At 65.4% G+C, this 24,659-nt stretch carries 24 protein-coding genes; 13 read left to right on the plus strand and 11 right to left on the minus strand.

Annotated elements, in window-relative coordinates; translation table 11 throughout:
• Both SE91_RS14455 and SE91_RS14460 read right to left on the minus strand, forming a co-directional pair.
• Window positions 1-1,122 (minus strand): class I adenylate-forming enzyme family protein (locus tag SE91_RS14455; RefSeq protein WP_061848045.1); only part of this gene is annotated, 1,122 nt, incomplete at its 3' end.
• Window positions 1,123-1,126: 4 nt separating this feature from the next.
• Entirely contained in the window at window positions 1,127-2,983 is a 1,857-nt protein-coding gene (locus tag SE91_RS14460; RefSeq protein ID WP_061848046.1) for an extracellular solute-binding protein, read from the minus strand.
• A 260-nt stretch (window positions 2,984-3,243) separates the two neighbouring features.
• On the opposite strand from SE91_RS14460, the gene SE91_RS14465 reads away from it, so the two are divergent.
• Window positions 3,244-4,068 (plus strand): invasion associated locus B family protein, encoded by an 825-nt coding sequence (locus tag SE91_RS14465; RefSeq protein WP_061848047.1) that lies wholly within the window; start codon window positions 3,244-3,246, stop codon window positions 4,066-4,068.
• Between the two features lie 75 nt (window positions 4,069-4,143).
• Here the strand turns inward: SE91_RS14465 and hspQ are convergent, their stop codons facing one another.
• Window positions 4,144-4,476, minus strand: coding sequence for a heat shock protein HspQ (hspQ, locus tag SE91_RS14470; RefSeq protein ID WP_008564941.1), 333 nt, complete (start codon window positions 4,474-4,476; stop codon window positions 4,144-4,146).
• A gap of 106 nt (window positions 4,477-4,582) precedes the next feature.
• Between hspQ and SE91_RS14475 the strand changes: the two genes are divergently transcribed.
• Entirely contained in the window at window positions 4,583-5,536 is a 954-nt protein-coding gene (locus SE91_RS14475) for an AEC family transporter (RefSeq protein ID WP_061848048.1), read from the plus strand.
• Window positions 5,537-5,545: 9 nt separating this feature from the next.
• On the opposite strand, the gene SE91_RS14480 is transcribed toward SE91_RS14475, so the two are convergent.
• Window positions 5,546-6,730 carry a UbiH/UbiF family hydroxylase gene (locus SE91_RS14480; RefSeq protein ID WP_061848049.1) on the minus strand — a complete coding sequence of 395 codons (1,185 nt, stop codon included), beginning with the start codon at window positions 6,728-6,730 and terminating at the stop codon, window positions 5,546-5,548.
• An 86-nt stretch (window positions 6,731-6,816) separates the two neighbouring features.
• Here SE91_RS14480 and pcsA point away from each other — a divergent pair, with 86 nt between their 5' ends.
• From pcsA to SE91_RS14495, 3 genes are all read left to right on the plus strand, one after another.
• The gene (gene pcsA, locus SE91_RS14485) at window positions 6,817-7,584 is read left to right on the plus strand and encodes a phosphatidylcholine synthase (RefSeq protein WP_061848050.1); all 768 of its coding nucleotides are present in this window, start codon (window positions 6,817-6,819) and stop codon (window positions 7,582-7,584) included.
• On the plus strand, window positions 7,581-8,315 hold the full coding sequence (locus SE91_RS14490; RefSeq protein WP_061848051.1) for a TerC family protein: 735 nt from the start codon (window positions 7,581-7,583) through the stop codon (window positions 8,313-8,315). The genes pcsA and SE91_RS14490 overlap by 4 nt, the downstream gene beginning before the upstream one ends.
• Before the next feature lie 79 nt (window positions 8,316-8,394).
• Window positions 8,395-9,369, plus strand: coding sequence for a quinone oxidoreductase family protein (locus SE91_RS14495; protein ID WP_060736097.1), 975 nt, complete (start codon window positions 8,395-8,397; stop codon window positions 9,367-9,369).
• A 164-nt stretch (window positions 9,370-9,533) separates the two neighbouring features.
• On the opposite strand, the gene SE91_RS14500 is transcribed toward SE91_RS14495, so the two are convergent.
• Window positions 9,534-10,730, minus strand: a complete 1,197-nt coding sequence (locus tag SE91_RS14500; RefSeq protein WP_061848052.1) for an acetylornithine transaminase — start codon at window positions 10,728-10,730, stop codon at window positions 9,534-9,536.
• A gap of 420 nt (window positions 10,731-11,150) precedes the next feature.
• Here SE91_RS14500 and SE91_RS14505 point away from each other — a divergent pair, with 420 nt between their 5' ends.
• A complete protein-coding gene (locus SE91_RS14505; RefSeq protein ID WP_061851127.1) occupies window positions 11,151-12,086 on the plus strand; it encodes a hypothetical protein in 936 nt (311 codons plus the stop codon).
• Between the two features lie 137 nt (window positions 12,087-12,223).
• On the opposite strand, the gene rimO is transcribed toward SE91_RS14505, so the two are convergent.
• The gene (gene rimO, locus SE91_RS14510) at window positions 12,224-13,549 is read right to left on the minus strand and encodes a 30S ribosomal protein S12 methylthiotransferase RimO (RefSeq protein WP_061848053.1); all 1,326 of its coding nucleotides are present in this window, start codon (window positions 13,547-13,549) and stop codon (window positions 12,224-12,226) included.
• Between the two features lie 111 nt (window positions 13,550-13,660).
• Here rimO and SE91_RS14515 point away from each other — a divergent pair, with 111 nt between their 5' ends.
• The 5 genes from SE91_RS14515 to SE91_RS36260 all read left to right on the plus strand — a co-directional run bounded on the left by SE91_RS14515 (window position 13,661) and on the right by SE91_RS36260 (window position 19,528).
• The gene (locus tag SE91_RS14515; protein WP_008564898.1) at window positions 13,661-14,251 is read left to right on the plus strand and encodes an ANTAR domain-containing response regulator; all 591 of its coding nucleotides are present in this window, start codon (window positions 13,661-13,663) and stop codon (window positions 14,249-14,251) included.
• Window positions 14,248-15,411, plus strand: coding sequence for a CmpA/NrtA family ABC transporter substrate-binding protein (locus SE91_RS14520; RefSeq protein ID WP_061848054.1), 1,164 nt, complete (start codon window positions 14,248-14,250; stop codon window positions 15,409-15,411). Before SE91_RS14515 ends, SE91_RS14520 begins: the two co-directional genes overlap by 4 nt.
• 337 nt (window positions 15,412-15,748) lie before the next feature.
• Window positions 15,749-17,533: a NirA family protein gene (locus SE91_RS14525; protein ID WP_061848055.1), complete on the plus strand. Its 1,785-nt coding sequence runs from the start codon at window positions 15,749-15,751 to the stop codon at window positions 17,531-17,533.
• Complete coding sequence (locus tag SE91_RS14530; protein WP_061848056.1) at window positions 17,530-19,140, plus strand: sulfite reductase subunit alpha; 1,611 nt, start codon at window positions 17,530-17,532, stop codon at window positions 19,138-19,140. Before SE91_RS14525 ends, SE91_RS14530 begins: the two co-directional genes overlap by 4 nt.
• A gap of 235 nt (window positions 19,141-19,375) precedes the next feature.
• The gene (locus tag SE91_RS36260) at window positions 19,376-19,528 is read left to right on the plus strand and encodes a hypothetical protein (RefSeq protein ID WP_008564887.1); all 153 of its coding nucleotides are present in this window, start codon (window positions 19,376-19,378) and stop codon (window positions 19,526-19,528) included.
• A 119-nt stretch (window positions 19,529-19,647) separates the two neighbouring features.
• Here SE91_RS36260 and SE91_RS14540 read toward each other — a convergent pair whose 3' ends face one another.
• Genes SE91_RS14540 through pxpB form a run of 3 tightly spaced genes read right to left on the minus strand, consistent with a single transcriptional unit; the run spans window position 19,648 to window position 22,215 of the window.
• Complete coding sequence (locus SE91_RS14540; RefSeq protein ID WP_061848057.1) at window positions 19,648-20,418, minus strand: LamB/YcsF family protein; 771 nt, start codon at window positions 20,416-20,418, stop codon at window positions 19,648-19,650.
• Between the two features lie 31 nt (window positions 20,419-20,449).
• Window positions 20,450-21,487 (minus strand): 5-oxoprolinase subunit C family protein, encoded by a 1,038-nt coding sequence (locus SE91_RS14545; protein ID WP_061848058.1) that lies wholly within the window; start codon window positions 21,485-21,487, stop codon window positions 20,450-20,452.
• Window positions 21,484-22,215: a 5-oxoprolinase subunit PxpB gene (pxpB, locus tag SE91_RS14550; protein WP_061848059.1), complete on the minus strand. Its 732-nt coding sequence runs from the start codon at window positions 22,213-22,215 to the stop codon at window positions 21,484-21,486. The genes SE91_RS14545 and pxpB overlap by 4 nt, the downstream gene beginning before the upstream one ends.
• A gap of 257 nt (window positions 22,216-22,472) precedes the next feature.
• Here pxpB and SE91_RS14555 point away from each other — a divergent pair, with 257 nt between their 5' ends.
• Together SE91_RS14555 and SE91_RS14560 are read left to right on the plus strand one after the other, a co-directional pair.
• Window positions 22,473-23,171, plus strand: coding sequence for a ribonuclease activity regulator RraA (locus tag SE91_RS14555; protein WP_008564879.1), 699 nt, complete (start codon window positions 22,473-22,475; stop codon window positions 23,169-23,171).
• 17 nt (window positions 23,172-23,188) lie between these two features.
• Window positions 23,189-23,593: a (R)-mandelonitrile lyase gene (locus tag SE91_RS14560; RefSeq protein ID WP_028144578.1), complete on the plus strand. Its 405-nt coding sequence runs from the start codon at window positions 23,189-23,191 to the stop codon at window positions 23,591-23,593.
• 145 nt (window positions 23,594-23,738) lie between these two features.
• On the opposite strand, the gene SE91_RS14565 is transcribed toward SE91_RS14560, so the two are convergent.
• Both SE91_RS14565 and SE91_RS14570 read right to left on the minus strand, forming a co-directional pair.
• Window positions 23,739-24,077 carry a hypothetical protein gene (locus tag SE91_RS14565; RefSeq protein WP_061848060.1) on the minus strand — a complete coding sequence of 113 codons (339 nt, stop codon included), beginning with the start codon at window positions 24,075-24,077 and terminating at the stop codon, window positions 23,739-23,741.
• A gap of 177 nt (window positions 24,078-24,254) precedes the next feature.
• Window positions 24,255-24,659: DUF2147 domain-containing protein (locus tag SE91_RS14570; protein WP_156489998.1), on the minus strand; the 405-nt coding region annotated here is incomplete at its 5' end.

Below are 24,659 nucleotides of genomic sequence, written 5' to 3' on the forward strand. Positions count from 1 at the left end.
GCCAAGCGTGCCCTTCGGCGTCAGCAGGATCTCGCCGGCGATCGAGGAGCCGGACTGCTCGCGCGGCGCGCCGTGCGGTCCCGGCATCACCGCAACCGGCATGCCGTCCTCGCCGCGGCGGGCGCCGAACAGGCCGGCCTCACCGAACAGATAGACGTCGGTCAGCGGCGCGTGCGGGGCGATCCAGGCATCGCTTGCGGCGACCTGCTCGGGCGCACGCCACAGCCCGATGACGTTGCGCAAGGTCGGCATCCGCGCGGCGAGGTCGGCATCGCCGAGCCGCAGTGCGAGCTGCGCGGGTGCGATCAGCACGTCGCATTCGTGCTCGGTGATCTGCTGCTCCAGCACCTCGCTCTCGAACGGATGATGCAGCGCCAGCGTGCCGCCCGAGAGCAGCCACACCGCGAGCGAGGAGGCCAGCCCCGCGAACGACATCGGCGCGAACGCGGCCATCACGGTCGCGCCCTGCTTGACGTCGGCTTCCAGCGACATCGCCAGGCCACCCGCCATCAGGCTGAAATGCGGCCGCGGCACCGGACGAAAACCTTCGGCCGTGACGTCGAAGGAGATCATCGCCGCCTTGCGGCCGTCCTGGATCACGGATCGCGTGGTCCCGGGCGGGCGCGCCAGCACGTCATCGAGCGACGCCATGCCCTCCGGCAGATCTCTGCCGAAGCCGCAGACGTGACGGATCGAGAAGGCCTCGGCGGCCGCATGCATGGCAAGGTCGGCATAGCTCACGCCGTCGACCGTGCTCATGGTGACGATGGCGCGCGCGGCGGTACGGTTGAGCGCGGCGGTCAGTTCCGCATGCCGCCACAGCAGCGGCAGCACGGCGACGACGAGGCCGGCGCGGTGGGCGGCGAGCACGGTCAGCACGAACTCGACCGTATTGGGCAGCTGGATCGCGATGACAGAATTGGCCGGCAGGCCCGATTCGACGAAATGCGCCGACAGCGCCTCGATGGCCGTATCCGCCTCGGCATAGGTCATCCGCCGCGGCTGGTGCCCGGTCACGCGCGCCTTGTTGAGCGGATCGAGCAGAGCCGGTGCGTGCGGCTGCCGGGTCAGCGTGCGCTGAAACAGCGTGTCGAGCGTCGGCGATACGGCTGGCTGGTTCACGGCGTCACTTTGCTTGATGAGCTTGCGGCGGCTCCTTCGACCACCAAGTCTCCGGCAAATAGCCGGACAGCGAAGTGGCCTTGGGTCGTTCTATCCGATTCCAGCGCGCGATCCATTGCTCCGATACGTTAAACAGCGGGATTGTGTAGAAGCCGGCGATCAGGGCGCGGTCGAGCGCTCGCACCGCCGGAACGAAATCCGTATGTTCACGGGCCTCCAGCAGCGCGGCGATCATGGCATCGACCGCGCCATCCCTGGCGCCCATGTAATTGCGCGTGCCCGGATTGTCGGCGGCGGCGCTGCCCCAATAAAAGTACTGCTCGTTGCCGGGCGAGAGCGACTGATCCCAGCGGTTCTGGATCATGTCGAACTCGTAGGCGAGCCGGCGTTGGTCGAACTGCACGGGATCGACCGAGCGCACGGCCAGCTCGATGCCGGCGCGCTTGAGGTCGCGCTGGAAGGCGAGCGCGATGCGCTCCTGGTCGCGCGTCGTGACCATGATCTCGAAGGCGAAGGGCGCCTTGGTCGCGCGATTGCGCAGCACGGTTCCATCGAGATCGTAGCCAGCCTCCGACAACAGTTTCAGCGCGGCGCGCAGCGTGGTGCGGTCACGCCCCGAGCCGTCGGTGACCGGCAGGCGGTAGCTGCCGTCCATGATGTCGGGCGGCATTTGCGCGGCGAAGGGCTTCAGCAGCTCGCGCTCGCGCGCATCCGCAGGGCAGCCATAGGCCGACAGCTCCGAGCCGGCGAAATAGCCGGCGACGCGCGAATAGAGACCGAAGAAATAGTTGCGGTTGACCAGCTCGAAATCGAACAACAGCGTCAGCGCCTTGCGCACGCGGATGTCGGCGAAGATCGGACGGCGGGTGTTGAACACCAGGAATTCGGACGGCTGCGGCACGCCGGGCTTGACGGTGTCGCGGATCACCTCGCCGCTTCGCGCGGCCGGAAAATCATAGCCATCGTGCCAGCGCAGTGGTTCGTACTCGACGCGGAAGTCATAGAGGCCGCGCTTGAAGGCTTCGAACTGGCCGTTGGCCTCGCGAAAATAATCGAGCCTGATCTCGTCGAAATTGTACAGCCCGCGATTGATCGGCAGATCGAGGCCCCAATAGTCCGGATTGCGCATGAGCGTCACGCTGGCGCCAGCCTTCACGGCCGTGACACGATAGGGGCCCGAGCCGACCGGGGCCGCCAACGTCGTCTCCTCGAATGTCGCGATGTCGATTGCGTGCTTCGGCAGGATCGGCATCAGGCCGAGGATCAGCGGTAGCTCGCGGTCATTGGCGCCGGTGAGGTCGAAGCGGACGGTGAGGGGATCGGTTGCCTCGGCCTTAGCGACCTTGGCGTAGTATTGCCGGTGATTGGGGCGGCCGTGGTCGCGCAGGAGTTGCCAGGAGAACAGCACGTCCTGGGCGAGCACAGGCTTGCCATCGGAGAAGCGGGCGCGGGGATCGAGGCGGAAGGTGACAAAGGTGCGGTCGTCGTCGGTTTCGACTGTCCTGGCGAGCAGGCCGTAGAGCGTGAACGGCTCGTCCTGGCCGCGCGCGAGCAGGCTTTCGATCACGTAGCTCCGCATCTGCTGCACGGCCAATCCCCTGACGATGAAGGGGTTGAGGCTGTCGAAGGTGCCGAGAATGCCCCAGGTCATGCGGCCGCCCTTCGGGGCTTGCGGATTGGCGTAGGGCATGTGGGTGAAATCGGCCGGCATCGCCGGCTTGCCGTGCATGGCGATGGCATGGGCTTCCGCGGCCCGCGCGCCGTCTGACGAAAGCCCGACGACGAGCGCCAGAAGGAGGGCCGGGACGAGACGGCAAAGGCGGAGTCCGGGGCCCTCGACGAGGCGCTGGAACATGAACATCGGCACACGTTGATTCGAGGACCGGCGGGGCCTGAATCCTATCACAGGGAATTTCCCGGGGCGCAGCGCAGGATGTGGCCAAAGACGCCTGTCGGCATTGATCTTTTCGTCGGCCACGCTAAGAAGGCACCCAATCGCGCAAGAGCGCCGAGCCCGTCACTTATCCGCCTCAATTGACGGGGAGAGAGCCGCGCCCAGGCGGCTAGGTTCGGCGCTTCGGAGCGGTTCGGGCACTTCCCGTTCAGAAAGGGTTTTCCGCAATGAATTTCCGTTATTTGGCCGCGTCCGTCCGGCCGCGCGGGCGACTTCTCGCCCTGTTGACGGCGACGGCGTTGGTCGTCCCGTTTGCCGCTGAAGCCCAAGCTCCCGCACCGGCTCCCGGCGCGCCTGCGCCCAAGGCGAGTCCGGCCCCGAAGGCTGCGCCGCCGAAGGCCGCTCCCAAGGCTCCGGCGCCCGCGGCGTCTCCGCAGGCCCAGCCGGCTCCGGCCCAGGGCGGCCAGCAGCAGGGCGCAGCCCAGCCGGCCGATCAGCAGATCCAGCTGATCTACGCCCCCTGGACCAAGTTCTGCCTGAAGGGTCAGGACGCCAACGCCAAGCAGGTCTGCTTCACCGGCAAGGACGGCCGCATCGAATCGGGCCAGCCGGTCATCGCCGCCGTGATCATCGAGCCCGAAGGCGAGCCCAAGAAGATTCTGCGCGTGACGCTGCCGCTCGGCATGCAGCTCGTGCACGGCACCCGCATCATCGTGGACAGCAATGCGCCGCTGCAGCAGCCCTATGTGATCTGCTTCCAGAACGGCTGTATGTCGGACTACGAGGCCACGCCCGAGCTCATCAACAACATGAAGAAGGGTCAGAATCTCGTTGTCCAGGCGATCAATGCCAACGGCGCGCCGCTGACCCTGCCGCTGCCGCTCGCCGGTGAATTCCAGAAGGCCTATGACGGTCCGCCGACCGATCCGAAGGTGTTCGAGGAAACCCAGAAGAAGCTCCAGGAAGAGCTTCAGAAGAAGGCCGACGAGCAGCGCAAGAAGCTCGAGCAGCAGGGTGGCGCGCCTGGCGCACCTCCGACCGCTCAGAAGTGATCGGGGCCAAAGTCCCGAACAAGAAAAAGGCGCTCTGTTCGAGCGCCTTTTTTGCTGGCCGATGATCGGCGACGATCAGTTCAGCGACGGATTGCGCGGGCGATAGCCGCCGGCCTTGTCCTTGATGAAGATCTCGGCAACCTGGGAATGCCGGACCGGCTCGCCGGAATCGTCGGGCAACAGGTTCTGCTCGGAGACATAGGCGACGTATTCGGACTCAGCGTTCTCCGCGAGCAGGTGGTAGAACGGCTGGTCCTTGTGGGGCCGCACCTCCTCGGGAATCGACAGCCACCACTCCTCGGTGTTGTTGAATTCCGGATCGATGTCGAAAATCACGCCCCGGAACGAAAAGATCCGGTGGCGCACGACCTGTCCGATCTGGAATTTGGCGGTCCGCGCTTTAATCATTCCCCGTCGATAGACCAGGATTGTGGCCGATGCTAGTGCCCTAAGCGGGAATTAACCTTCGCGTGCGGGGCGGATAGCCACCAAGTCCTCAGAAAACACTTCAATAATGGTCGACATCCTCAATCTGGCTCTACCTTATTTCGGCTTGATCTTCGTCGGTTTCGCCTGCGGCAAGGCCAAGGCTCTGCCAGAATCGGGCCTCGCCTGGATGAACTTCTTCCTGCTCTACGTGTCGCTGCCGGCGCTGCTGTTCGCGATCATGTCGAAGACGCCGTTTTCGGAATTGAACAACCCTCCGTTCCTGATTGCGACGACGCTGTCCACGATCGTCGCGTTCACGCTGGCGCTGGTAGTCGGCAAGCTGCTTGGACGGTTAACCCTGCGCGAGGCGACGCTCGCGGGCCTTTCCGGCGGCTACGGCAATATCGGCTATATGGGGCCGGGTCTCGCGCTCGCGGTGCTCGGGCCGAAAGCGGCGGCTCCGACCGCGCTGATCTTCTGCTGCGACAGCATCTTCCTGTTCACGATCGTGCCGCTCCTGATCGAGCTCTCCGATCGCGACCATCCCTCGCTCGTGCACGCCTTCGGTGTCGTACTGAAACAGATCGTGCTCAATCCGCTGATCATGTCGGCCTGCTTCGGCGCGGCGGTCGCGGCGCTGCATATCGAGATGCCGGTCGCGCTCGACCGCACCATCACGTTCCTGCAGAACGCCGCCGCGCCGACCGCGCTGTTCGTGCTCGGCGTGACCGTGGCGCTGCGCCCGTTCGAGCGCGTGCCGTGGGAAGTGCCGGGCGTGATCGCGGTCAAGCTGTTGATCCATCCGCTCGCGGCGTTCGGTCTGATGCTGGCATTCGGCCCGTTCGCGCAGCCATGGGCCGCGACGGCAGTTCTGATGGCCTCATTGCCGCCGGCACTAAACGTGTTCGTGATCGCCCGGCAGAACGAGGCCTGGATCGAATCCGCCTCCGTCGCGGTGCTGCTCGGTACCTTCGCCTCGGTGGTCACGCTGACCAGCGTGATGTGGGCGATCCAGAGCGGGCGGCTGGTGTTTCCGTGAGGTCGCGACTCACCTGCGCCAAGTCGGCGTCAGGCCCTCGCGCATGGCGAAACGCCGGAGCGGGCCGATGGTGCCAAGCAGGTGCATGCCGACGGCGCGGACCGGTTGAAGCGGCAGGAAGTCATTGAGCAGCGAGCGGTTGGCCATGTCGATCGCAAAGGTCCGGCTCAGAATGTCCGGGCGCCGCGTCCGGTCGTAGCGCTTGAGCACGTCGGATGCCCCGGGATCCTGGCCTGCAGCGATCGCTTCACCTGCGAGCCGAGCGATGTCGGCGGCATCGCGCAGGCCAAGATTGAGGCCTTGCGCGCCGATCGGCGGCACCACATGGGCGGCTTCGCCGACCAGTGCGACGCGGTCGCGGCCGAAGGAGTTTGGACGCTCGATTGCCAGCGGGAACAGGTTGCGCCCGGGCTCGACCGTCATGCGGCCAAGGATCGAATGCGATTGCTTCTCGATCGCGGCCGACAGCTCCTCGTCGCTGAGGCCGCGCAGCCGTTCGGCCTCTGCGGGCGCTGCGACCCAGACGATGCTGGAACGGTCACCGGGGAGGGGCACGAACACGCAGGGACCCTGCGGCGTGTGGAACTCGGTCGAGACGTTGCGATGCGGCCGCGCGTGGGCGACGTTGAAGGTGAGCGCGGTCTGCGTCAGCTCGCGCCGCGTCACGGCGATGCCGGCGGCGTCGCGGCACAATGAATGCCGGCCGTCGGCGCCGACCACGAGCCGGGCGGACAGAAATTGCGCCGAGGCCGTGCGGATGGCGACGTCGCCGGCTTCGATCACGACGCTTTCGGCTTCGTCGTCGAAGCGGACCAGGTTGGCAAACTCAGCCGCGCGCGCTTCGAGCGCCAGCATCAGCGAACGGTTGTCGATGTTATAACCGAACGCGTCGAGACCGATTTCGTGGCAGGAGAACCGGACCTCGGGCGCGCGGAACAGCCGGCCGGTGTCGTCGACGAGCCGCATGACCTCCAGCGCCGCCGCCTTGTCCTTGCAGCGCGGCCAGACATCGAGGCTCTGCAGCAGATCGATCGAGGCCCCCAGCAGCGCGGTGGTGCGGTTGTCGGCATAGGGCACGCGTCGCGCCACCAGCACGGTCCGTGCACCCGCTTGTGCCAATGCGATCGCCGCTGCGAGGCCCGCCGGTCCGCCGCCGATCACGGCGGCGTCATGGAGTGTCGATGCGTCTGTCATGGAACGACATTTGACACGGCCGGCGACAAATTCAAGCCCACCTATTTTGCCTGATTTTATCACGAATTGTAGGACGGCGCGCCGCAATGGCTTATGTGCAAAGCGGCCTCATTCTGATAGCAGAGGCCATGGATATCCAAGAGGATTCCCTCAAGCCGACCCCCACGATGCGTGCAGCCGCGCTCTCGGTGCACGTCTTCACCGCGTTCGGCGCGGCGCTCGCGCTGCTTGCGATGCTGGAGGCCGTGCGCGAGCACTGGGCGGCGATGTTTCAGTGGCTGGGCATCGCCCTCGTCATCGACGCGATCGACGGGCCGATCGCGCGGCGGCTCGACGTCAAGAACGTGCAGCCGAACTGGTCGGGCGACGTGCTCGATCTCGTGGTTGACTTCGTCACCTACGTCTTTGTGCCGGCCTATGCGATCGTGGCCAGCGGGTTGCTGCTGCCGGTCGCGGCGCCCTTGCTCGGCATCGCCATCATCGTCACCAGCGCATTATATTTCGCCGATCTTCGCATGAAGGCCGACGACAATCATTTCCGCGGTTTCCCGGCGCTGTGGAATGCGGCGGCGTTCTATTTGTTCCTGCTGCACTGGCCGCCGCTGTGGTCGACGCTGCTGGTCGCCGCGCTCGTCGTGCTGACCTTCGTACCGTTCCACGTGCTGCATCCGGTCCGGGTCGTGCGGCTGCGCTGGCTGACGTTGTCGCTGATGGCGATCTGGGCGGTGCTCGGCCTCTACGTGCTGGCGATGGATTTTCGCGTCGGCACCGGCGTGACCGTGGTGCTCTGCGCCATCGCGCTCTGGATCACCTTCAGCGACGCTCTGATACGATTGGTGCGATCCTTCGCATGATGCAGCTCATCACCAGCCCCGAAGCTTGGGCCGCGCTCTTGACATTGACGGCGCTCGAGATCGTGCTCGGCATCGACAACGTCATCTTCATCTCGGTGCTGGTCTCCCGTCTTCCCGAGAAGCAGGCGCACCGCGCCCGTCAGATCGGGCTTGGCCTGGCGCTCATCTTTCGCCTCATCCTGCTCAGTCTCCTGGTCTGGCTGATCGGCCTCACCGCGCCGGTGTTCTCGATGAACGGCTACGCCTTTTCCTGGCGCGATCTCATCCTGATCGGCGGCGGCCTGTTCTTGATTGCGAAGGCCACGCATGAAATTCACGGCGAGGTCGAATCCGATCACGGTCTGAGCGAGGAGAAATCGACAGGCAGCGCCTTCGCGTGGGTGATCGCCCAGATCATCGTCGTGGATCTCGTGTTCTCTCTGGATTCGATCATTACCGCGATCGGCATGGCGGAGGACATCCGGATCATGGTCGCAGCGGTCGTGATTGCCTGCGCGGTCATGTACGTTTCGGCAGGGCCGGTATCGCGCTTCGTTGCGGAGCATCCGACCACCAAGATGCTGGCATTGGCCTTCCTCGTGCTGATCGGCGTCGCGCTGGTTGCGGACGGATTCCAGTTCCACATCCCGCGCGGCTATATCTACTTCGCGATTGCGTTCTCGGCGGCAGTCGAGTTCTTCAACGTGCTCGCCAGACGCAATCGTAGCAAAGTCGGCAAGCCGCCGGACTGAACGATCCAGCCTGGTCGAGTTGACAAGGCGGGCGCGATGTCATTCGTTGGCCGTCAGGAAGATCAGAGGAGGTCAGGTGATGACCAAAGCCGTCCGTGTGCACAAGGTCGGAGGCCCAGAAGCCCTGGTCTATGAGAGCGTCGACGTGCCGGCGCCCGGGCCCGGCGAGGTGCGCATCCGCCAGCACGCGGTCGGCCTGAACTTCATCGACGTCTACTACCGCACCGGACTCTACAAGGCGCCGGGTCTGCCCTTCATTGCCGGCAACGAAGCCTCGGGCGAGGTCACGGCCGTCGGGCCCGGCGTGACGCATTTCCATCCCGGCGACCGCGTCGCCTACTATCACAATCTCGGCGCCTATACCGGCGAGCGCAACATCCCCTGGGAGAAGCTGGTCAAGCTGCCCGACCACATCACCCACGAGCAGGGCGCCGTGCTGATGTTGAAGGGGCTGACCGTCTGGTACCTCCTGCACAAGACCTTCAAGGTCGAGCCGCATCATCGCGTGCTGATCCACGCCGCCGCCGGCGGCATCGGCTTGCTCGCCTGTCAATGGGCGAGGGCGCTCGGGGCCCATGTCATCGGCACGGTCGGCTCGCGCGAGAAGGCCGAGCTTGCCGAGGCCAATGGCTGCGACCACGTCATCCTCTACAACGAGGAAGACTTCGTCGCGCGCGTCAAGCAGATCAGCCGCAACGAGGGCTGCGACGTCGTCTATGACGGCGTCGGCAAGGCGACGTTCCCGGGCTCGCTGTCCTGCCTGAAGCCACGCGGCATGTTCGTCTCGTTCGGCAATGCGTCGGGCCCGGTGCCGCCGTTCGCGATCGCCGAGCTCAACAATCACGGCTCGCTGTTTGCGACGCGGCCGAAGCTCAACGACTACGTTGGCACGCGCAAGGACCTGCTGGAGGGCGCCGACACGCTGTTCGCCGCCGTCATCAACGGCAAGCTGCACGTGCCGATCAACCACGCCTATGCGCTCAAGGATGCCGCCAAGGCGCATATCGATCTCGAAAGCCGCAAGACCACGGGCGCGTCGATCTTGAAGCCGTAGGTCTGCAGTCATCATCCGCACTCGTGTCCCGGACAAGCTGCAACGCGTAAGCGTTGCGGCGCAGAGCCGGGACCTAGAAAGCGACAGGGACCCTGCGGAGAGATGGGCCCCGGCTCTGCAGCGCACCGCCGAAGAGGCGCTGCGCTGCGTCCGGGGCACAGGCCTTACGCCACCCTTCGTGCCGCGCCGGCCTTGCTCAAAACTCCGTCGAGACAATCGATCATCTCGGCAATCTCGCCTCGCGTGACGTTCAGCGCGGGCATGAAGCGCAGCGTATCGACCTGCGGCGCGTTCAGCAGCACGCCTTCTTCGAACGCCTGCGCAACGATGCCGGCCGCGATTGGCAGCTTGAGATCGAGCGCGAGCAGCAGGCCGCGGCCTCGCACCCCGCCGAGCCCGTGCCGGGCCGAGACCTTCTGCAGCTCGCTTTCGAGCAGCAGGCCGGCCTCGGTGACTGACTTCAAGAACTCCGGCTTCTTGAGCTCGTCGAGCACCGCAAGCCCCGCCGCGCACATGATCGGATTGCCGTTGAACGTGCCGCCCTGATCGCCGTGGGCGAAGCAGGAGGCGCGTTCGGTCGCAAGCAGCGCTGCGAGCGGCACGCCACCGCCGATGCCCTTGCCGAGCGTCATGATGTCGGGCGCAATCCCGGTGTGCTCGTAGTGGAAGAGCTTTCCGGTCCGGCCCATGCCGGTCTGGATCTCGTCGAAGATCAGCAGCAGGCCGCGCGCCTGCGTGAGTGCCCGCAGCTCCTGGAGGAACTGGTCGCTCGCCGGCCACACGCCCGATTCACCCTGGATCGGCTCGAGCATCACCGCAACGGTGTTGTCGTTGATCAGCTTCTCGACCGAGGCGATGTCGTTGAACTTCGCTTTCTTGAATCCGGCGACCTTCGGTTCGAACAAGGGCTCGAATGCCTTCTTGCCCGAGGCCGACATCGTCGCCAGCGTCCGTCCGTGGAAGCCGCCTTCGAAGCTGATGATTTCGAATGCACCGCCCTTGTGCAGGCTGCCATATTTGCGCGCGAGCTTGATCGCGCCTTCGTTGGCTTCTGCACCGGAATTGGCGAAGAACACCTGATCGAAGACGCTGCTGTCGACCAGCGACTGCGCGAGCTTCAGGCTCGGCTCGTTGTAGAAGGCCGGGCTCGGCGTCAGCAGCCGCTTGGCCTGCGCGGTGAGCGCCTCAGCAATCGCCGGCGGCGAGTGCCCGAGACAATTCACGGCCCAGCCCTGCACGAAATCGAGATAACGCTTGCGGCCGTCATCCCAGAGGTAGGAGCCGGCGCCGCGGACGAATACGGCCTTGGGCCGTGCGGTGATGTCCATCAGCGCGTCATACGGATGGGTGGCGGTCGTCATGTCGAGCTCCTCTGGAGGCGGGTGGAAAAGCGGCGCAAAAGCAGAAAGGCCGCACCTTGCGGGTGCGGCCTTCTCGAAGACTGAGGCTGAAATCAGTGGTTCAGCGGCGTCGTCGGACATGGCGCACCCTCTCGTCGTCGCGGGAGCGACGGCGGAGCATTTCGGTGCGCTGATGGGTCCGAGCGTTGATCATGGGGCGCGTCCGTACAGCCGAATGTCGGGACTTGTCAAGCGGGCAGTTTGCAAAACGCGCGTCCGCGTGTGCCACGAGAGGCCGATGTCATTCGTCGATTCATCGATCGTCCGGTCCGAAACCATCGCGCCTCTGGCGCGTTTGTGATCGCAGGACGCGAATTGGTTCGAACCTGGCGCACCGTAATGCAGACCAAGAGGGACGGGACCAACAGACAGTTTTCAGCCTTGTCCGATACGACGTACCCGATCGACCTCGACAGCATTTGTGGCGCATTTCCGCCGGGCATCGAGGCGCCGCGACTACTGGTCGACTTTGCCGGCTGGCTCGAGGGACGTCCCTGGGGCAGCGTCGGCTGCTTCTCGCTGCAAGGCCAGTTTTCCGACTCCGCGCCGATCGTCGACGGCAGTCCGTTGCGCGACCGCTTTTCGTTGTTCATGCGGCTGCCTGATGGATCAGCCGTGGGCGGCTGGTATGGCGCGGGTCTCGACCGGGATAATCCGCCGATCGTGGGGCTGGGCTCCGAGGGCGACTACGAGCTGTTGGCGCCGAGCCTCGATGCGATGTTGGCAAAGCTGACGTCGCAGCAATTCGACAACGCCTGGAGCGACCTGAAACCGCACGAGGAGGTCGAGTGCCAGACGGTCGAGCTCGCGCAATGGCTCGCCGGCCAGCCCGCCGGCGACGCGCCCGACGATACGTCCTCTGAGCTGCCCGATTTTCGCGGCTTTGTGGAGAAGTGGAGCCGCGATCGCGAGGACTATTGGGCCAATCATCGGCTGATGGCCGAACTCGGCTGGCGGCTGGCGGCGCATCTGCCCAAGGGCAAGAAGCCCTGGGACCAGACGCGCTTCGAGATCGCGATCGTCGGTGCGCAATACCAGGCGTGCGTGCTCTCGCAGGGGCCGCAGCCGTTCGAAGAGGCCGCTTCGATCGAGTCCCTCCTGCGTGATCTGCGCGAGGAGATGCGCCGTGCGCAGCCCGAGCTTGGCCTGTGGTACGCGATGAATTTCGGGCTGCATGCCGACGGCCGGATCATGCCGAGCTTCGCCTACGATCTGCGCCCAACGATTGACGGCGCGCCGGCGCTGCTATCCGAAGCAAAGGCCGATCTTGCACGGGCGCCCAGGCCAGAGCGCTGGGTGCCGAAATGGCTGGCGTGATTGCTTTCACTCCGTCATTGCGAGCGGAGCGACTTGTCCGCCGAAGCCTTGGCGAAGGCGGAAGCAATCCAGACTGCTTTCGCGGAGGGATTCTGGATTGCTTCGTCGCAAGGGCTCCTCGCAACGACGGAAGGACGTCAAAACCCCGCGACGGTGCCGTGCAGATCGTATGCGTCGGCACGCTCGATCTTGGCGGTGACGATCTCACCGACGCGCAGAGGCCGGCGGCTCGTCAGGTACACCGCGCCGTCGATCTCCGGAGCATCGGCCTTCGAGCGACCCTTCGCCACCGTCGGGCCGACCTCGTCGATGATGATCTGCTGGCGCGTGCCGACCTTGCGCTTCAGCCGTCGCGCCGAGATCTTCTGCTGGCGGGCCATCAGCGCGTTGTAGCGCTCCTGCTTGACCTCTTCCGGCACGGGGTTCTCGATCGTGTTCGAGGTGGCGCCGGCGACCGGCTCGTATTTGAAGCAGCCGAGACGATCGATCTCGGCCTCGTCGAGCCAATCGAGCAGATAGGCGAAGTCGGCATCGGTCTCGCCGGGGAAGCCGACGATGAAGGTCGAGCGCAAAGCGAGATCGGGACATTCCTCGCGCCAGCGCTTGATCCGCGCCAGCGTCTTGTCCTGCGCCGCCGGGCGCTTCATCGCCTTCAAGACGTCGGGACTCGCATGCTGGAACGGGATGTCGAGATAGGGCAGCACTTTGCCCTCGTTCATCAGCGCGATGACTTCGTCGACATGCGGGTAGGGGTAGACATATTGCAGCCGGACCCAGGCCCCGAGCTCACCGAGCTCGCGCGCGAGATCGAGGAATTTGGCGCGGACCTGGCGGTCCTTCCAGGGGCTCTCGGCATATTTGAGATCGACGCCGTAAGCCGAGGTGTCTTGCGAGATCACCAGCAGCTCTTTCACGCCGGCGCCGACGAGGCGCTCGGCCTCGCGCAGCACGTCGTTGGCCGGACGCGAGACGAGATCACCGCGCAGCTTCGGGATGATGCAGAAGGTGCAGCGGTTGTTGCAGCCCTCGGAGATCTTCAAATAGGCGTAGTGCCGCGGCGTCAGCTTGATGCCCTGCGGCGGCACCAAATCGAGATGCGGATTGTGCGCCGGCGGCAGCGCGCGGTGCACGGCGTCCAGCACGCTCTCATATTGCTGCGGGCCGGTGATGGAGAGCACGCCCGGATAGGCCTGCTCGATCGCTTCCGGTTCCGCGCCCATGCAGCCCGTCACGATCACCTTGCCGTTCTCGGCCATGGCCTCGCCGATGGCCGAGAGCGATTCCTGCTTGGCGCTGTCGAGAAAGCCGCAGGTGTTGACGATGACGATATCGGCCCCGTCATGCTTACGGGCGAGCTCGTAGCCCTCCGCGCGCAGGCGCGTGATGATGCGTTCGGAATCCACCAATGCCTTGGGACACCCGAGCGACACGAAGCTGACCTTGGGCGCAGCCGTCTGATCCATATCTGAACTGCCTGATTGACGGGCCTGAGCTAGTCCCAATTGCCCACAATTACAACCCTTTGCAGGGCGGTCGGGCGTGCTATGGATGAATCACCTGCCGTTGAGTGAGCCATGAGCGCCGAACAGTCGCCCAAAATCGTGATCGTCGACGAAAGCCCGATCCGGGCTGCGATCCTGGAGGAGGGGTTGCGGGAGGCTGGATTCACGCAGGTCGTCCATATCCGTGAGATGCAGAGCCTGCTTGCCCGTATTTATGCGGTGGACCCCGACATCATCCTGATCGATCTGGAGAACCCCAGCCGCGACGTGCTGGAGGCGATGTTCCAGGTCAGCCGCGCCGTGAAGCGGCCGATCGCGATGTTCGTCGACCAGAGCGATTCCGCCTCGATCCAGGCCTCGGTCGAGGCGGGGGTATCGGCCTACATCGTCGACGGGCTGAAGAAGGAGCGCATCAAGCCGATCCTCGACCTCTGCGTGTCTCGCTTCAACGCCTTCGCCAAGCTCCAGGAGGAGCTGGAGCGCACCAAGTCGCAGCTGGAGGACCGCAAGATCATCGAGCGTGCCAAGGGCATCCTGATGAAGGTGAAAGGCCTGACCGAGGACGAGGCATATGTGCTGCTGCGCTCCACGGCGATGCGCGAGAAGAAGAAAATCGGTGAGATCGCGCAGTCGATCATCACCGCCTCGGAGATGCTGAAATGACCGCTCCCCTCCGCATCGGGTTCATTCCGCTGGTCGATGCCGCAGCCCTGATCGTCGCCGTCGACAAGGGGTTCACCGCCGCCGAAGGACTCGAAGTCGAGCTGGTGCGCGAAGTCTCATGGTCCAACGTTCGCGACAAGCTCAATATCGGCCTGTTCGACGCCGCGCATCTGCTTGCGCCGGTCGCGATCGCGTCCTCGCTCGGGCTCGGCCACGTCAAGGTCCCGATCGCCGCGCCGTTCAATCTCGGCATCAACGGCAACGCGATCACGGTCTCGCCCGCGCTCCATGCCGCGCTGATGGAAGAGATCGACGGCGACCGTTTCGATCCGCTCGTCACGGCGAAAGCGCTGGCGCGCGTGGTGACCAAGCGCCGCAAGGCGGGCGCCGATCCGCTCACCTTCGGCATGACCTTTCCGTTCTCGACCCACAATTACCAGCTGCGGTTCTGGATGGCCGCGGCCGGCGTCGATCCCGACGAGGACGTGCGGCTGGTGGTGCTGCCGCCGCCCTACATGGTCGACAGTCTCGCCAACGGCCATGTCGATGCATTCTGCGTCGGCGCGCCCTGGAATTCGGTCGCGGTCGATCTCGGCATCGGCCACATCCTGCATTTCGTGTCCGACATTCTGGTTCGCGCGGCGGAGAAGGTGCTGGCGGTCCGTCAGGTCTGGGCCGACAAGCATCCGGACGTGGTCGCCGCCCTCGTGCGCGCGGCGGTGAAGGGGGCCGAGTTCATCGAAGAGCCGGCAAACCTCGCCGAGGCGGCGCAGATCCTGGCGCAGCCCGAGCGGATCGGCGTCGATGCCGAAGTCATCCAGCGCACCCTGACGGGACGGCTGAAGATCTCGCCCGACGGCACCTTCCGCGAAAGTGGCCGCTATTTGCTGGTCGGACGCGAGGAGGCCGGACGTCCCGATCCGGTCCAGGCCGCGTGGCTCTATGCGCAGATGGTGCGTTGGGGGCAGACGGGCTTGAGCCCGGACGGCGCCAAGACCGCCGTGGCGGTGTTCAGGCCTGATCTCTATGACGCGGCCATCGGCCGCCGGCGGTCCGACGAGGCTCCCGCGGCCATCGGGGCCTTTGCCGGTCCTGCCTTCGATGCCGACAATATCCGCGGGCACCTCGAGGCGTTCGAGGTCGGGCGCTGGAAGGCCTGATTCGCATCTGCATAGATTGTGAGCAGTCTGGTTCATCGACCAAATTTTGAGCGGCGTGCTCGAATTTCATGAGCGCATCCGGCACCGGAGTTTCCGGTAGCCTCGCTAGTCCATTGAAATCGCAAAATCTTTCTTTTCATCAAAGCTGGCACGCAACTTGAATGTTGCAGTGCGGCCAGCTTGTCACAGGTGCCTGCTGAGCCGAGTCCCGCAGCAACGAAGCTGATCGGACCGTTGGGTGGCCAAGCCGGCTCTCGTGCCAGCAGAGGTTCCCTTTCGGGTCGCGCCAATTTCCGTCGATGCCACTCTGGTGGCCGCAGGAGCTTCGTTACCGACCATGAAAATCGATACGCTCGCAGTCGACTTCACCGACGAGCAGAAACGCTATCTCGAAGGCTTCACGACCGGCTTGCAGATCAGTCGGGTCGGGCGCGGTCTGGGCGGTAACGGCGCCGGCAAGGCCAGCGCCGAGCCCACCGGTCCTGATGCCGTGCACATCAAGGCGCAGGACAAGATCATCGCCGCGGGCAAGAAGCTCGCCGACCAGGAGAAGTTCAAGCGCGACGAACATCCCTTCGACGCCTATCCGCGGCTGCGCCAGCAGGCGCTCGACAACGCGCCGCCGAGCCCGGCGGACAATTTCCGCTGGCGCTATTACGGCATCTTCTACGTCGCGCCGACGCAGGACTCCTACATGAGCCGCCTGCGAATTCCCAACGGCATCATGAAGCACTGGCAGCTGTCCGGCCTTGCCGATCTCGCCGACGAGCTTTGCGGATCCTATAGCCACGTTACCACGCGCGCCAATCTTCAGCTGCGCGAGATCCCGCCGAAGCACGCGATCAAGCTGCTCGAGGGCATCCAGGAGCTCGGCCTGTGCTCGCGTGGCTCCGGCGCCGACAATATCCGCAACGTGACGGGAACGCCGACCGCCGGTATCGATCCGCAGGAGATCATCGACACGCGGCCCTATGCGCGCGAATGGCACTATCACATCCTCAACGACCGCTCGCTCTACGGCCTGCCGCGCAAGTTCAATGTCGCCTTCGACGGCGCCGGCAGGATCGCCGTGCTCGAAGAGACCAACGACATTGCGTTCACGGCGTATGAGGTGAAGGACGGCTTCGGCGTCGAGCCCGGAGTGTGGTTCCGTCTCGGCCTCGGCGGCATCACCGGCCACAAAGACTTTGCGAAATATTCCGGCATCATCGTCAAGCCGGAGCAGGCCACCGCCGTCGCCGACGCCATCGTGCGCGTGTTCATCGACCATGGCGATCGCACCAACCGCAACAAGGCGCGGCTGAAATACGTGCTCGACGCCATGGGCCATGACGGCTTTCTCAAATTCGTCGAGGAGCGGTTAAAGACGCCGTTCACGCGCGTGCCGGAAGAGGCGTTCGCGCCGCGGCTCGCCGCCGACCGCATGGCGCATGTCGGCGTGCACAAGCAGAAGCAGGATGGTCTGAACTGGATCGGCGTGTCGCTGACGCTCGGCAAGCTCACCTCTGAGCAGATGCGGGGTCTTGCCAAGGTCTCGCGCGATCTCGGCGACGGCGAGATCCGCCTGACGGTCTGGCAGAACCTGTTGATCTCGGGCGTGCGCGACGAGAATGTCGAGCTCGCCATTGCCGCGATCAAGCAGATCGGGCTCGCGGTCGAAGCTTCGCACATCAAGGCCGGCCTGATCGCCTGCACCGGCAATGCCGGCTGCCGCTTCGCCGCCGCCAACACCAAGCGCCATGCCGCGGAGATCGGCGACTGGTGCGAGCCGCGCGTCGCGATGGACAAGCCGGTCAACATCCACGTCACCGGCTGTCACCATTCCTGCGCGCAGCACTACATCAGCGACATCGGCCTGATCGGGGCGCGCGTGCCGATCAACGAGGAGGACACGGTAGAGGGCTATCATCTCTTCACCGGCGGCGGGTTCGGCCCTGACGCGGATGTCGGGCAGGAGGTCTATCACGACCTCAAGGCCGAAGATGCGCCGAAGACGGTCGAGGCGCTGCTCAAGGCCTATATCGCCCATCGCTCGTCTGCCGACGAAAGCTTCCTCTCCTTTGCGCGCCGCCACGACGGCGAAACGCTGCGCAAGCTTGCCGATGCACAGGTGTCCGCATGAACCAGATCACGCCTCCGCCGAAGCTCGACATCATTCCCGCCAGCGCGCCGTTCTCCGACGCGCAGCGCTCCTGGCTGAACGGCTTCTTTGCCGGACTGCTCTCGCCTGATCTCGCCGCGCCGCTGTCGGCGGAGCAGGGCGCCGCCGTCATGCAGGGCGCGGCTGGCGACGGGGACGATGGCGAAGCGCCATGGCACGACCAGACCATGCCGATCGCCGACCGGATGAAGCTCGCCGAGGGGCGTCCCGTGCGCCGCAAGATGATGGCGGCGATGGCGCAGCAGGATTGCGGCCAGTGCGGCTACAATTGCCACGACTATTCGGAAGCGATCGCGAGCCGCAGCGAAGCGCGGCTCAATCTGTGTGTTCCCGGCGGCAAGGACACCGCGCGGATGCTGAAGTCGCTGTACGAGGAGCTCGACAAGGCACTTGCGACCAAGACGGCGGACAAGGCCGATGCTCCGGCGCCGGCCGTGACCGTCACGATCGCAGAGCCGGGCCGCTCGCGCGACAACCCCATTGCCGCGACCTTCTTGTCGCGCCGGCTGCTCAACAAGGGCAAATCGGAGAAGGAGACCTATCACGTCGAGTTCGATCTCTCCGAGAGCAAGCTCGACTACGTGGTCGGTGATTCCTTCGGCGTGTTCGCGCGCAACGATGTCGGGCTCGTCGACCAGATCATCGCGCTGCTCGGCGCCTCCCACACCACCAAGGTCAACGGCAAGACGCTGCGCGAGGTGCTGATCGACGACGTCTCGCTGTCGCCCGCGCCCGACTCGCTGTTCGAGCTGATCTCCTTCATCACCGGCGGCGCGGCGCGCGAGAAGGCGCGGGCGCTGGCGCAGGGCGAGGATCCCGATGGCGATGCCGCGACCCTCGACGTCATGGCGGCGTTGCAGAAGTTTTCCGGCACGCGGCCGCATCCGGAAGCCTTCGTCGAGGCGCTGGAGCCGCTGCAGCCGCGGCTCTACTCGATCTCGTCCTCGCACAATGCGACGCCCGGAAAGCTGTCACTGACAGTCGATTCCGTGCGCTACCTCGTCGGCAAGCGCAAGCGACTCGGCGTTGCCTCGACATTCCTCGGCGAACGTATTGGCGAAGGTGAGAAGCTCAAGGTCTACGTGCAGAAGGCACACAATTTCGGCCTGCCACAGGACGCGAAGACGCCTGTCATCATGATCGGCCCCGGCACCGGCATCGCGCCGTTCCGTGCCTTCCTGCTCGATCGCAAGGCCACCGGTGCGCCCGGCAAGAACTGGCTGTTCTTCGGCCATCAGCGCAGCGATTGCGACTTCTTCTACCAGGAAGAGCTCAATGCGATGAAGACATCAGGACTTCTCACACGCATGTCGCTGGCCTGGTCGCGCGACGGCGAGAAGAAGTTCTATGTGCAGGACCGCATGCGCGAGGTCGGACGGGAGTTGTGGACATGGCTTGCCGAAGGTGCGCATCTCTACATCTGCGGCGATGCCAAGCGCATGGCCAAGGACGTCGAGCGTGCGCTCGTCGACATCGTCGCCCAGTTCGGCGCACGTTCGACGGATGAAGCCGTCAGCTTCGTCGCCGAGCTCAAGAAGTCCGGTCGCTTCCAGGCTGACGTCTACTAGGTGCCAGCTAAATCGGGTGACTCGCCCTTGGGCGACCGTCATCCGACTGTCATCCGCGCGGGTTCCCGCCAGCTTGGATTTTAACGAATAAGATTCTCGGAACCGGGGACCGTAGAGAATTTGTACCCGCGATGGGGCGGCTTCAGAGAATCCCCATCGCTATTTTCGCTACCGTCTTGCCTCCCGCCCTGGTTGATCCTTCATAATCCCGCAAATGGGGCGTTGGAGATCGACCATGCGCGAACTATCGGCGGAAGCCAGGCTGCACTTTTACGCGCGCTCGCTCTCGCGGCGGACCGGGGCGAGCATGCACCATATCGCGATGTATAGCGCCTTCGCCGTCATCGCGGCGATCGTGTTCGGCACGCTGTCGGTGCATCCGTTTTGATGGTCTCGTAGGGTGGGCAAAGGCGCGCTCTTCGCGCGCTGTGCCCACCATCTCTCAACATGCGAGATCGACATGGTGGGCACGCTTCGCTTTGCCCACCCTACTGCACCTGTCGTGCCTCACGCCCCGCGCTTGAACGGCGCCACCTCGATCCCTGCATCCTTCAACGCCTGACGCACGCCGCGCGCGATATCCACCGCGCCGGGCGTGTCGCCATGGATGCAGACCGTATCCGTGCGCATCTTGATGACCTTGCCGGTGACCGACACCACCGCGCCGTCCTGCACCATGCGCACCACGCGATCGGCGATCGCCTTAGCATCGTGCAGCACCGCGCCCGGCTTCTTGCGCGAGACCAGATTGCCGTCGTCCTCATAGGCGCGGTCGGCAAACACCTCGTGCACCATCGGCAGATTGGCCGCTTCACCCGCTTTCACCAGCTTCGAATTGGCGAGCACGACGAAGATCAGGTTCGGGTCGACCGCCCTGATGCCGGCGGCAATCGCCTTCGCCGTCATGTCGTCCTCGCAGGCGACATTGGAGAGCGCGCCATGCGCCTTCACATGCGTGACCTTGTAGCCGGCCGCCGTCGCGATCGCCTGCAGCGCGCCAATCTGGTAGGCGACGAGGTTCTCGATCTCGGAGGCCTTCAGCCCCGCGATGGGATGCCGGCCGAAGCCGTGCAGGTCGCGATAGCCGGGATGCGCACCGACCGAGACGCCGCGCGCCTTCGCCAGCTCCACCGTCCGGCGCATGATGTCGGGGTCGCCGGCATGGAAGCCGCAGGCGACGTTGACCGAGCTCGCCAGCTCGATCATCGCGGCGTCGTTGCCCATCTCCCACGCGCCAAATCCTTCGCCGAGATCGCAATTGAGATCGACTGTCTTCATGGTTGCTCTCCGCCTCTGGTCTCGTTGCCGTTTACGGTTCTGCCGCGACCTGCCACGTCCCGGCATCGACGGCGCTCACGGCATAGCCCGCAACGTTGGCATCGCTGAGCGCCTCGATGTTGAGCGCAACCGTATCGGACGAGCGCAGGCGATCAGGCAGGCTCCGGATTGCTTGCGCGAACTTGCGCGCCTCGTCCTGCGCCTCGGCCATGCTGATGGCCTTGAAGCGGAACGCCGTTCCCGCCGAGGTCTGCGCGAGACGGCCGACATCGGCCGTGATCACGGTTGCGATCTTGGGATAGCCGCCGGAGGTGCCGCGATCCATCATCAGCGCGATCGGGGCGCCGTTGCCGGGCACCTGGATGCTGCCGTTGACAGTGCCGTCGGAGACGATGTTGTGGCCGTGCAGATGCTTGATCGCAGGGCCTTCGAGCCGGTAGCCCATGCGGTCGGAGGTTGCCGAGATCTTCCACTCGCTATCGAGGAACAGCGCCTTGTTGACGTCGTCGAACTCGTCGTCCTGCGGCCCCAGCAGCACGCGGATCGACCCGCTCACGGGCTTGGGCAACTCGATCCGCAGCTCGCTCGCGCCGCTCGCCGCATCGACGCTGAACTCGTCACCGGCCTTGAGCGGGCGCGGGTAGGGGCTGCCGAGACCGGCACGGGCATTGACCGCAAGGCTGCCGAACACCGGCTCGCCCTTGATGGCGCCTTCGATCGCGAGATAGGTGAAGGCGCCGCCGCGGGCAAAGCCCAGCGTCAGCGTCTCGCCGTCCTTCAGCGTCACCGAGGAGTCCATGGCGACCGGGCTGCCGGCGACGTCCGCATTGCGCGGCGCGCCTGACATCGCGACGCGCACGGCGCCGTCACGGGCGGTGAAGGACGCTCCGAACGGGCCAATCTCGACAGCGGCCGCGAACGGCGCGTTGCCCACCAGCGTGTTCGCCGCGGCCAGCGACAACCGGTCCATCGCCCCGCTCACCGTCAGGCCATAGCGTTGCGCGCCGAAGCGGCCGCCATCCTGGACGGAGCTTGCCGGACCGATGCTGGCGACGACGAGCCGGCTCATGCGTCCACCTGCTCGGCGACGATCTCGCCGGCCTCCGCTGCGCGGTCCAGTTCGTCGAACGTCTTGTGGTCGATGGCGAAGAACGTCACGCGGTCACCGGGCTCGGTGAGAAAGGTCGGATTACGATGGAGCTGATAGGTTCTGACCGGCGTGCGGCCCAGTAGGTGCCAGCCGCTCGGCGCGGCCAGGCATTGGATGCCGGCCTGGACGCCGCCGACCGAGATCGTGCCGGCGGGCGTCAGCAGCCGCGGGTTTTGCCGCCGCGACATGTGCAGGAATTTGTCGAGGCCGCTGAGATAGGACCAGCCAGGCGTGAAGCCGATCATGGCGACCTTGTAGTCGCCGCCGGCATGCCGGGCGACGATGTCGTCGGGCGTTGTGTTCAGTGCCTTGGCGACATCCTCGAGGTCGATGCCGTGCTCACCGCCATAGGCAACGGGAATGCGCCAGCGGCGCGCCTTGATGGCCGGCGGCAGCGGCTGGCTCGCCAGCGCGAGCAGCTTATCGCCGAGCGCATCGAATCCGATCTCGCCGGGATCGTAATGCACCAGCAGCGAGCGATAGGTCGGCACGGTCTCGGTGATGCCGTCGATGGGCGCCGCGGCAAGCGCCTTGTCGAGCGCCAGCACGCGCTGGTTGGCCTCGTCGTCGATGGTGCGGCTGAACTCGACCGCGACGGCGCTGTCGCCACTGGGCAGAAGGCGGGGCGGGGGAAGCGTCGCGGCCATGAGCTGTCGAAGAGCTGTCGAAATCGGGCTTCGGAGGAGGCGGCCCTCAGCGTGAGAGTTCCGCTTGGTCCTGCTTCGCGTAAATGCGCCCGCAAGTCCAATAAATTAATGCAAGGGGAAGCGATAAAGCCTTGTTATCGCGTCGCATAATAGCCCGGCGGCCCTGCGTTATTGGCAGTCTCTTGGCCCTTGACGCAAGGGCTGCGGCTCGCAAGATGCGCGCGTTCTTTCCCACACCTCGGAGCTCGTCCGTTTCCATGTCGCTGTCCCCCGAAGCCCGCAAGACCCTCGCCGGCATCACCACCGCCACCATCACCACGGTCCTGTTGAAGAAGGGCCTGCGCAACGTGTGGATGCGCGGTGCGCGGCCGTTGCGTCCGGGGCTGCCGCGTCTGGTGGGACCTGCCTTCACGCTGCGCTTCGTGCCGGCCCGCGAGGATCTGGCGACGCCGGAATCCTGGTCGTCACCGATTTCGACCCGCACCGCGATCGAGGCAATGCCCGATGGCTGCATCGCCGTGGTTGACGCCATGGGCATCACCGATGCCGGAATCTTCGGCGACATTCTCTGCGCGCGCATGGTCAAGCGCGGCGTGACCGCGCTCGTCACCGACGGCGTCGTGCGTGACGTCGAGGGCGTGCTCGGCACCAATCTGCCGGTCTGGTGCGACGGTTATGCCGCGCCGCCGTCGGTCGCGGGCCTCACCTTCGTCGGCTGGGGCGAGCCGATCGGCTGCGGCGGCGTCGCGGTGTTCCCGAACGATATCGTCGTCGCCGATCAGGATGGTTGCGTGCTGATCCCGCAGGCGATGCTCGATCACGTGCTCAATGAAGGCGTCGAGCAGGAGCGCATGGAGGCCTGGATCGTCAACGAGGTCAACAACGGCGCGGTGCTGCCGGGCCTCTATCCCATGAACGCCGAAACCAAGGCGCGCTACGCGGCCAGCAAGAAGTAACGAAAAGCGAGGACCCCATGGAGATCACTGTTGCAGGCACGCGCCCGACCCGCCGCGCGCCCAAGGAAAACTTCACCGGCACGGTGTGGCAGGACCCCGTCATCATGGCGCCCGCGCCGGCACGGTTGAACTGCTCGCGCGTCGCGTTCGAGCCGGGCGCGCGCACCAATTGGCATCACCATCCGCTCGGGCAGACGCTCTACGTCATCTCCGGTGTCGGTCGCGTCCAGACCAAGGGTGGTCCTGTCAGGGAGATCCGCCCCGGCGACACCGTCTGGATTCCGCCGGGCGAATTGCACTGGCACGGCGCATCGCCCACCAACGGCATGTGCCACATCGCCATGCAGGAAGCGCTCGACGGCGTCTACTCGACCTGGCTCGAGCCGGTGACTGACGCGGAGTATGGGGCCGCGCTCGGCTGAAGCTCCCGTGTCCCGGACAAGACGCATCGCCGCACGGCGATGCGGCGCAGAGCCGGGACCCAGAGATTTGGGACACACGAAGAATGCTGGGTCCCGGCCCAGCGGCGCAGCGTTAAACGCTGCACCGCGTACGGGACACGGACGCTCACATCCTTTCCGCCGTCCAGGTCCCCGTGCACATGGCGCCGCGCCAGGTGCCGGAGCCGGACGCACCGCTGAGCCGGCCGAAGCCGACCGCGCGCTTGATGCCGGTGCTCAAGGTGACGTTGATGCGGCCGGCATCGGCGACGCGGCCCGACGCCGTCACGGCGGCGCTGCTCGATGCGATCTGACCGTTGTTGATGCCGATCGAGACGGTCGCGCCGTTGCCGCAGGCCTGGCTCGATGAGGCGATGCGGACGTTCCACGCGCCGTCGAAACTGCTTGTCGCAGCATTCGCGACGACGACGGCGGTGGCGAAGAGAGCCTTGCGAAACGCGTTCATGACACGCCCCTGTGGTTGACCATGCGGGGACGGTGACATGCGTGCGGAACCGGCGGTGTGAGGGCTGTCACGTGCACAGGAGGCTGTGTGACGTTACGCACCCCGCAACGGCACGGCGCGCAAAAAAGGGGCCCGCATCATGGGCCCCTTGTCTTCGCAAGAGCGATCAGCCCGTGCTCAGTTCACCCGCGTCCAGGTCTGGCCGCCGCAGAACATGCCGCCGAAGGCGCAGCCCTGCACGCGTAGGCGGTCGGTGCCCTTCATCGCGATGGTCGAATCGTAGGTCGAACCGGAATTGGGATCGAGGATGCGGCCCGACCATTTCTGGTCCTTGCCGGGCTTCATGTTGATCAGGACCTGCTCGCCGTTCTGGTTCGATTTGGAATCGACCGAATAGCCGCAGAGATTGCTGCCGCATTGCTCGATGCGGACCTTGCCTTCCTTCTCCTCGGTGAGCCAGACGCCGAGCGGCGAGCTGAGGTCGCGCGTGGGCGCTGTTGCCGGAGCAGCCGGTGCTGCGGCTGCCTGAACGGGAGCAGGCGCCGGGGCGGGTGGCGGAGGCGGTGCCGGTGGCGCAGTCGC

Source organism: Bradyrhizobium sp. DOA1 (assembly GCF_001593325.1).
GTDB lineage: Bacteria > Pseudomonadota > Alphaproteobacteria > Rhizobiales > Xanthobacteraceae > Bradyrhizobium.

Coding starts and splice junctions, on each gene's coding strand:
- SE91_RS14555 (WP_008564879.1), top strand. CDS start 22,473: ATGTCGCTGTCCCCCGAAGCCCGCAAGACCCTCGCCGGCATCACCACC.
- SE91_RS14465 (WP_061848047.1), top strand. CDS start 3,244: ATGAATTTCCGTTATTTGGCCGCGTCCGTCCGGCCGCGCGGGCGACTT.
- SE91_RS14520 (WP_061848054.1), top strand. CDS start 14,248: ATGACCGCTCCCCTCCGCATCGGGTTCATTCCGCTGGTCGATGCCGCA.
- rimO (WP_061848053.1), bottom strand. CDS start 13,549: ATGGATCAGACGGCTGCGCCCAAGGTCAGCTTCGTGTCGCTCGGGTGT.
- SE91_RS14495 (WP_060736097.1), top strand. CDS start 8,395: ATGACCAAAGCCGTCCGTGTGCACAAGGTCGGAGGCCCAGAAGCCCTG.
- SE91_RS14540 (WP_061848057.1), bottom strand. CDS start 20,418: ATGAAGACAGTCGATCTCAATTGCGATCTCGGCGAAGGATTTGGCGCG.
- SE91_RS14530 (WP_061848056.1), top strand. CDS start 17,530: ATGAACCAGATCACGCCTCCGCCGAAGCTCGACATCATTCCCGCCAGC.
- SE91_RS14560 (WP_028144578.1), top strand. CDS start 23,189: ATGGAGATCACTGTTGCAGGCACGCGCCCGACCCGCCGCGCGCCCAAG.
- SE91_RS14545 (WP_061848058.1), bottom strand. CDS start 21,487: ATGAGCCGGCTCGTCGTCGCCAGCATCGGTCCGGCAAGCTCCGTCCAG.
- SE91_RS14490 (WP_061848051.1), top strand. CDS start 7,581: ATGATGCAGCTCATCACCAGCCCCGAAGCTTGGGCCGCGCTCTTGACA.
- hspQ (WP_008564941.1), bottom strand. CDS start 4,476: ATGATTAAAGCGCGGACCGCCAAATTCCAGATCGGACAGGTCGTGCGC.
- pxpB (WP_061848059.1), bottom strand. CDS start 22,215: ATGGCCGCGACGCTTCCCCCGCCCCGCCTTCTGCCCAGTGGCGACAGC.
- SE91_RS14480 (WP_061848049.1), bottom strand. CDS start 6,730: ATGACAGACGCATCGACACTCCATGACGCCGCCGTGATCGGCGGCGGA.
- SE91_RS14460 (WP_061848046.1), bottom strand. CDS start 2,983: ATGTTCATGTTCCAGCGCCTCGTCGAGGGCCCCGGACTCCGCCTTTGC.
- SE91_RS14475 (WP_061848048.1), top strand. CDS start 4,583: ATGGTCGACATCCTCAATCTGGCTCTACCTTATTTCGGCTTGATCTTC.
- SE91_RS14565 (WP_061848060.1), bottom strand. CDS start 24,077: ATGAACGCGTTTCGCAAGGCTCTCTTCGCCACCGCCGTCGTCGTCGCG.
- SE91_RS14525 (WP_061848055.1), top strand. CDS start 15,749: ATGAAAATCGATACGCTCGCAGTCGACTTCACCGACGAGCAGAAACGC.
- SE91_RS14515 (WP_008564898.1), top strand. CDS start 13,661: ATGAGCGCCGAACAGTCGCCCAAAATCGTGATCGTCGACGAAAGCCCG.
- SE91_RS36260 (WP_008564887.1), top strand. CDS start 19,376: ATGCGCGAACTATCGGCGGAAGCCAGGCTGCACTTTTACGCGCGCTCG.
- SE91_RS14500 (WP_061848052.1), bottom strand. CDS start 10,730: ATGACGACCGCCACCCATCCGTATGACGCGCTGATGGACATCACCGCA.
- pcsA (WP_061848050.1), top strand. CDS start 6,817: ATGGCTTATGTGCAAAGCGGCCTCATTCTGATAGCAGAGGCCATGGAT.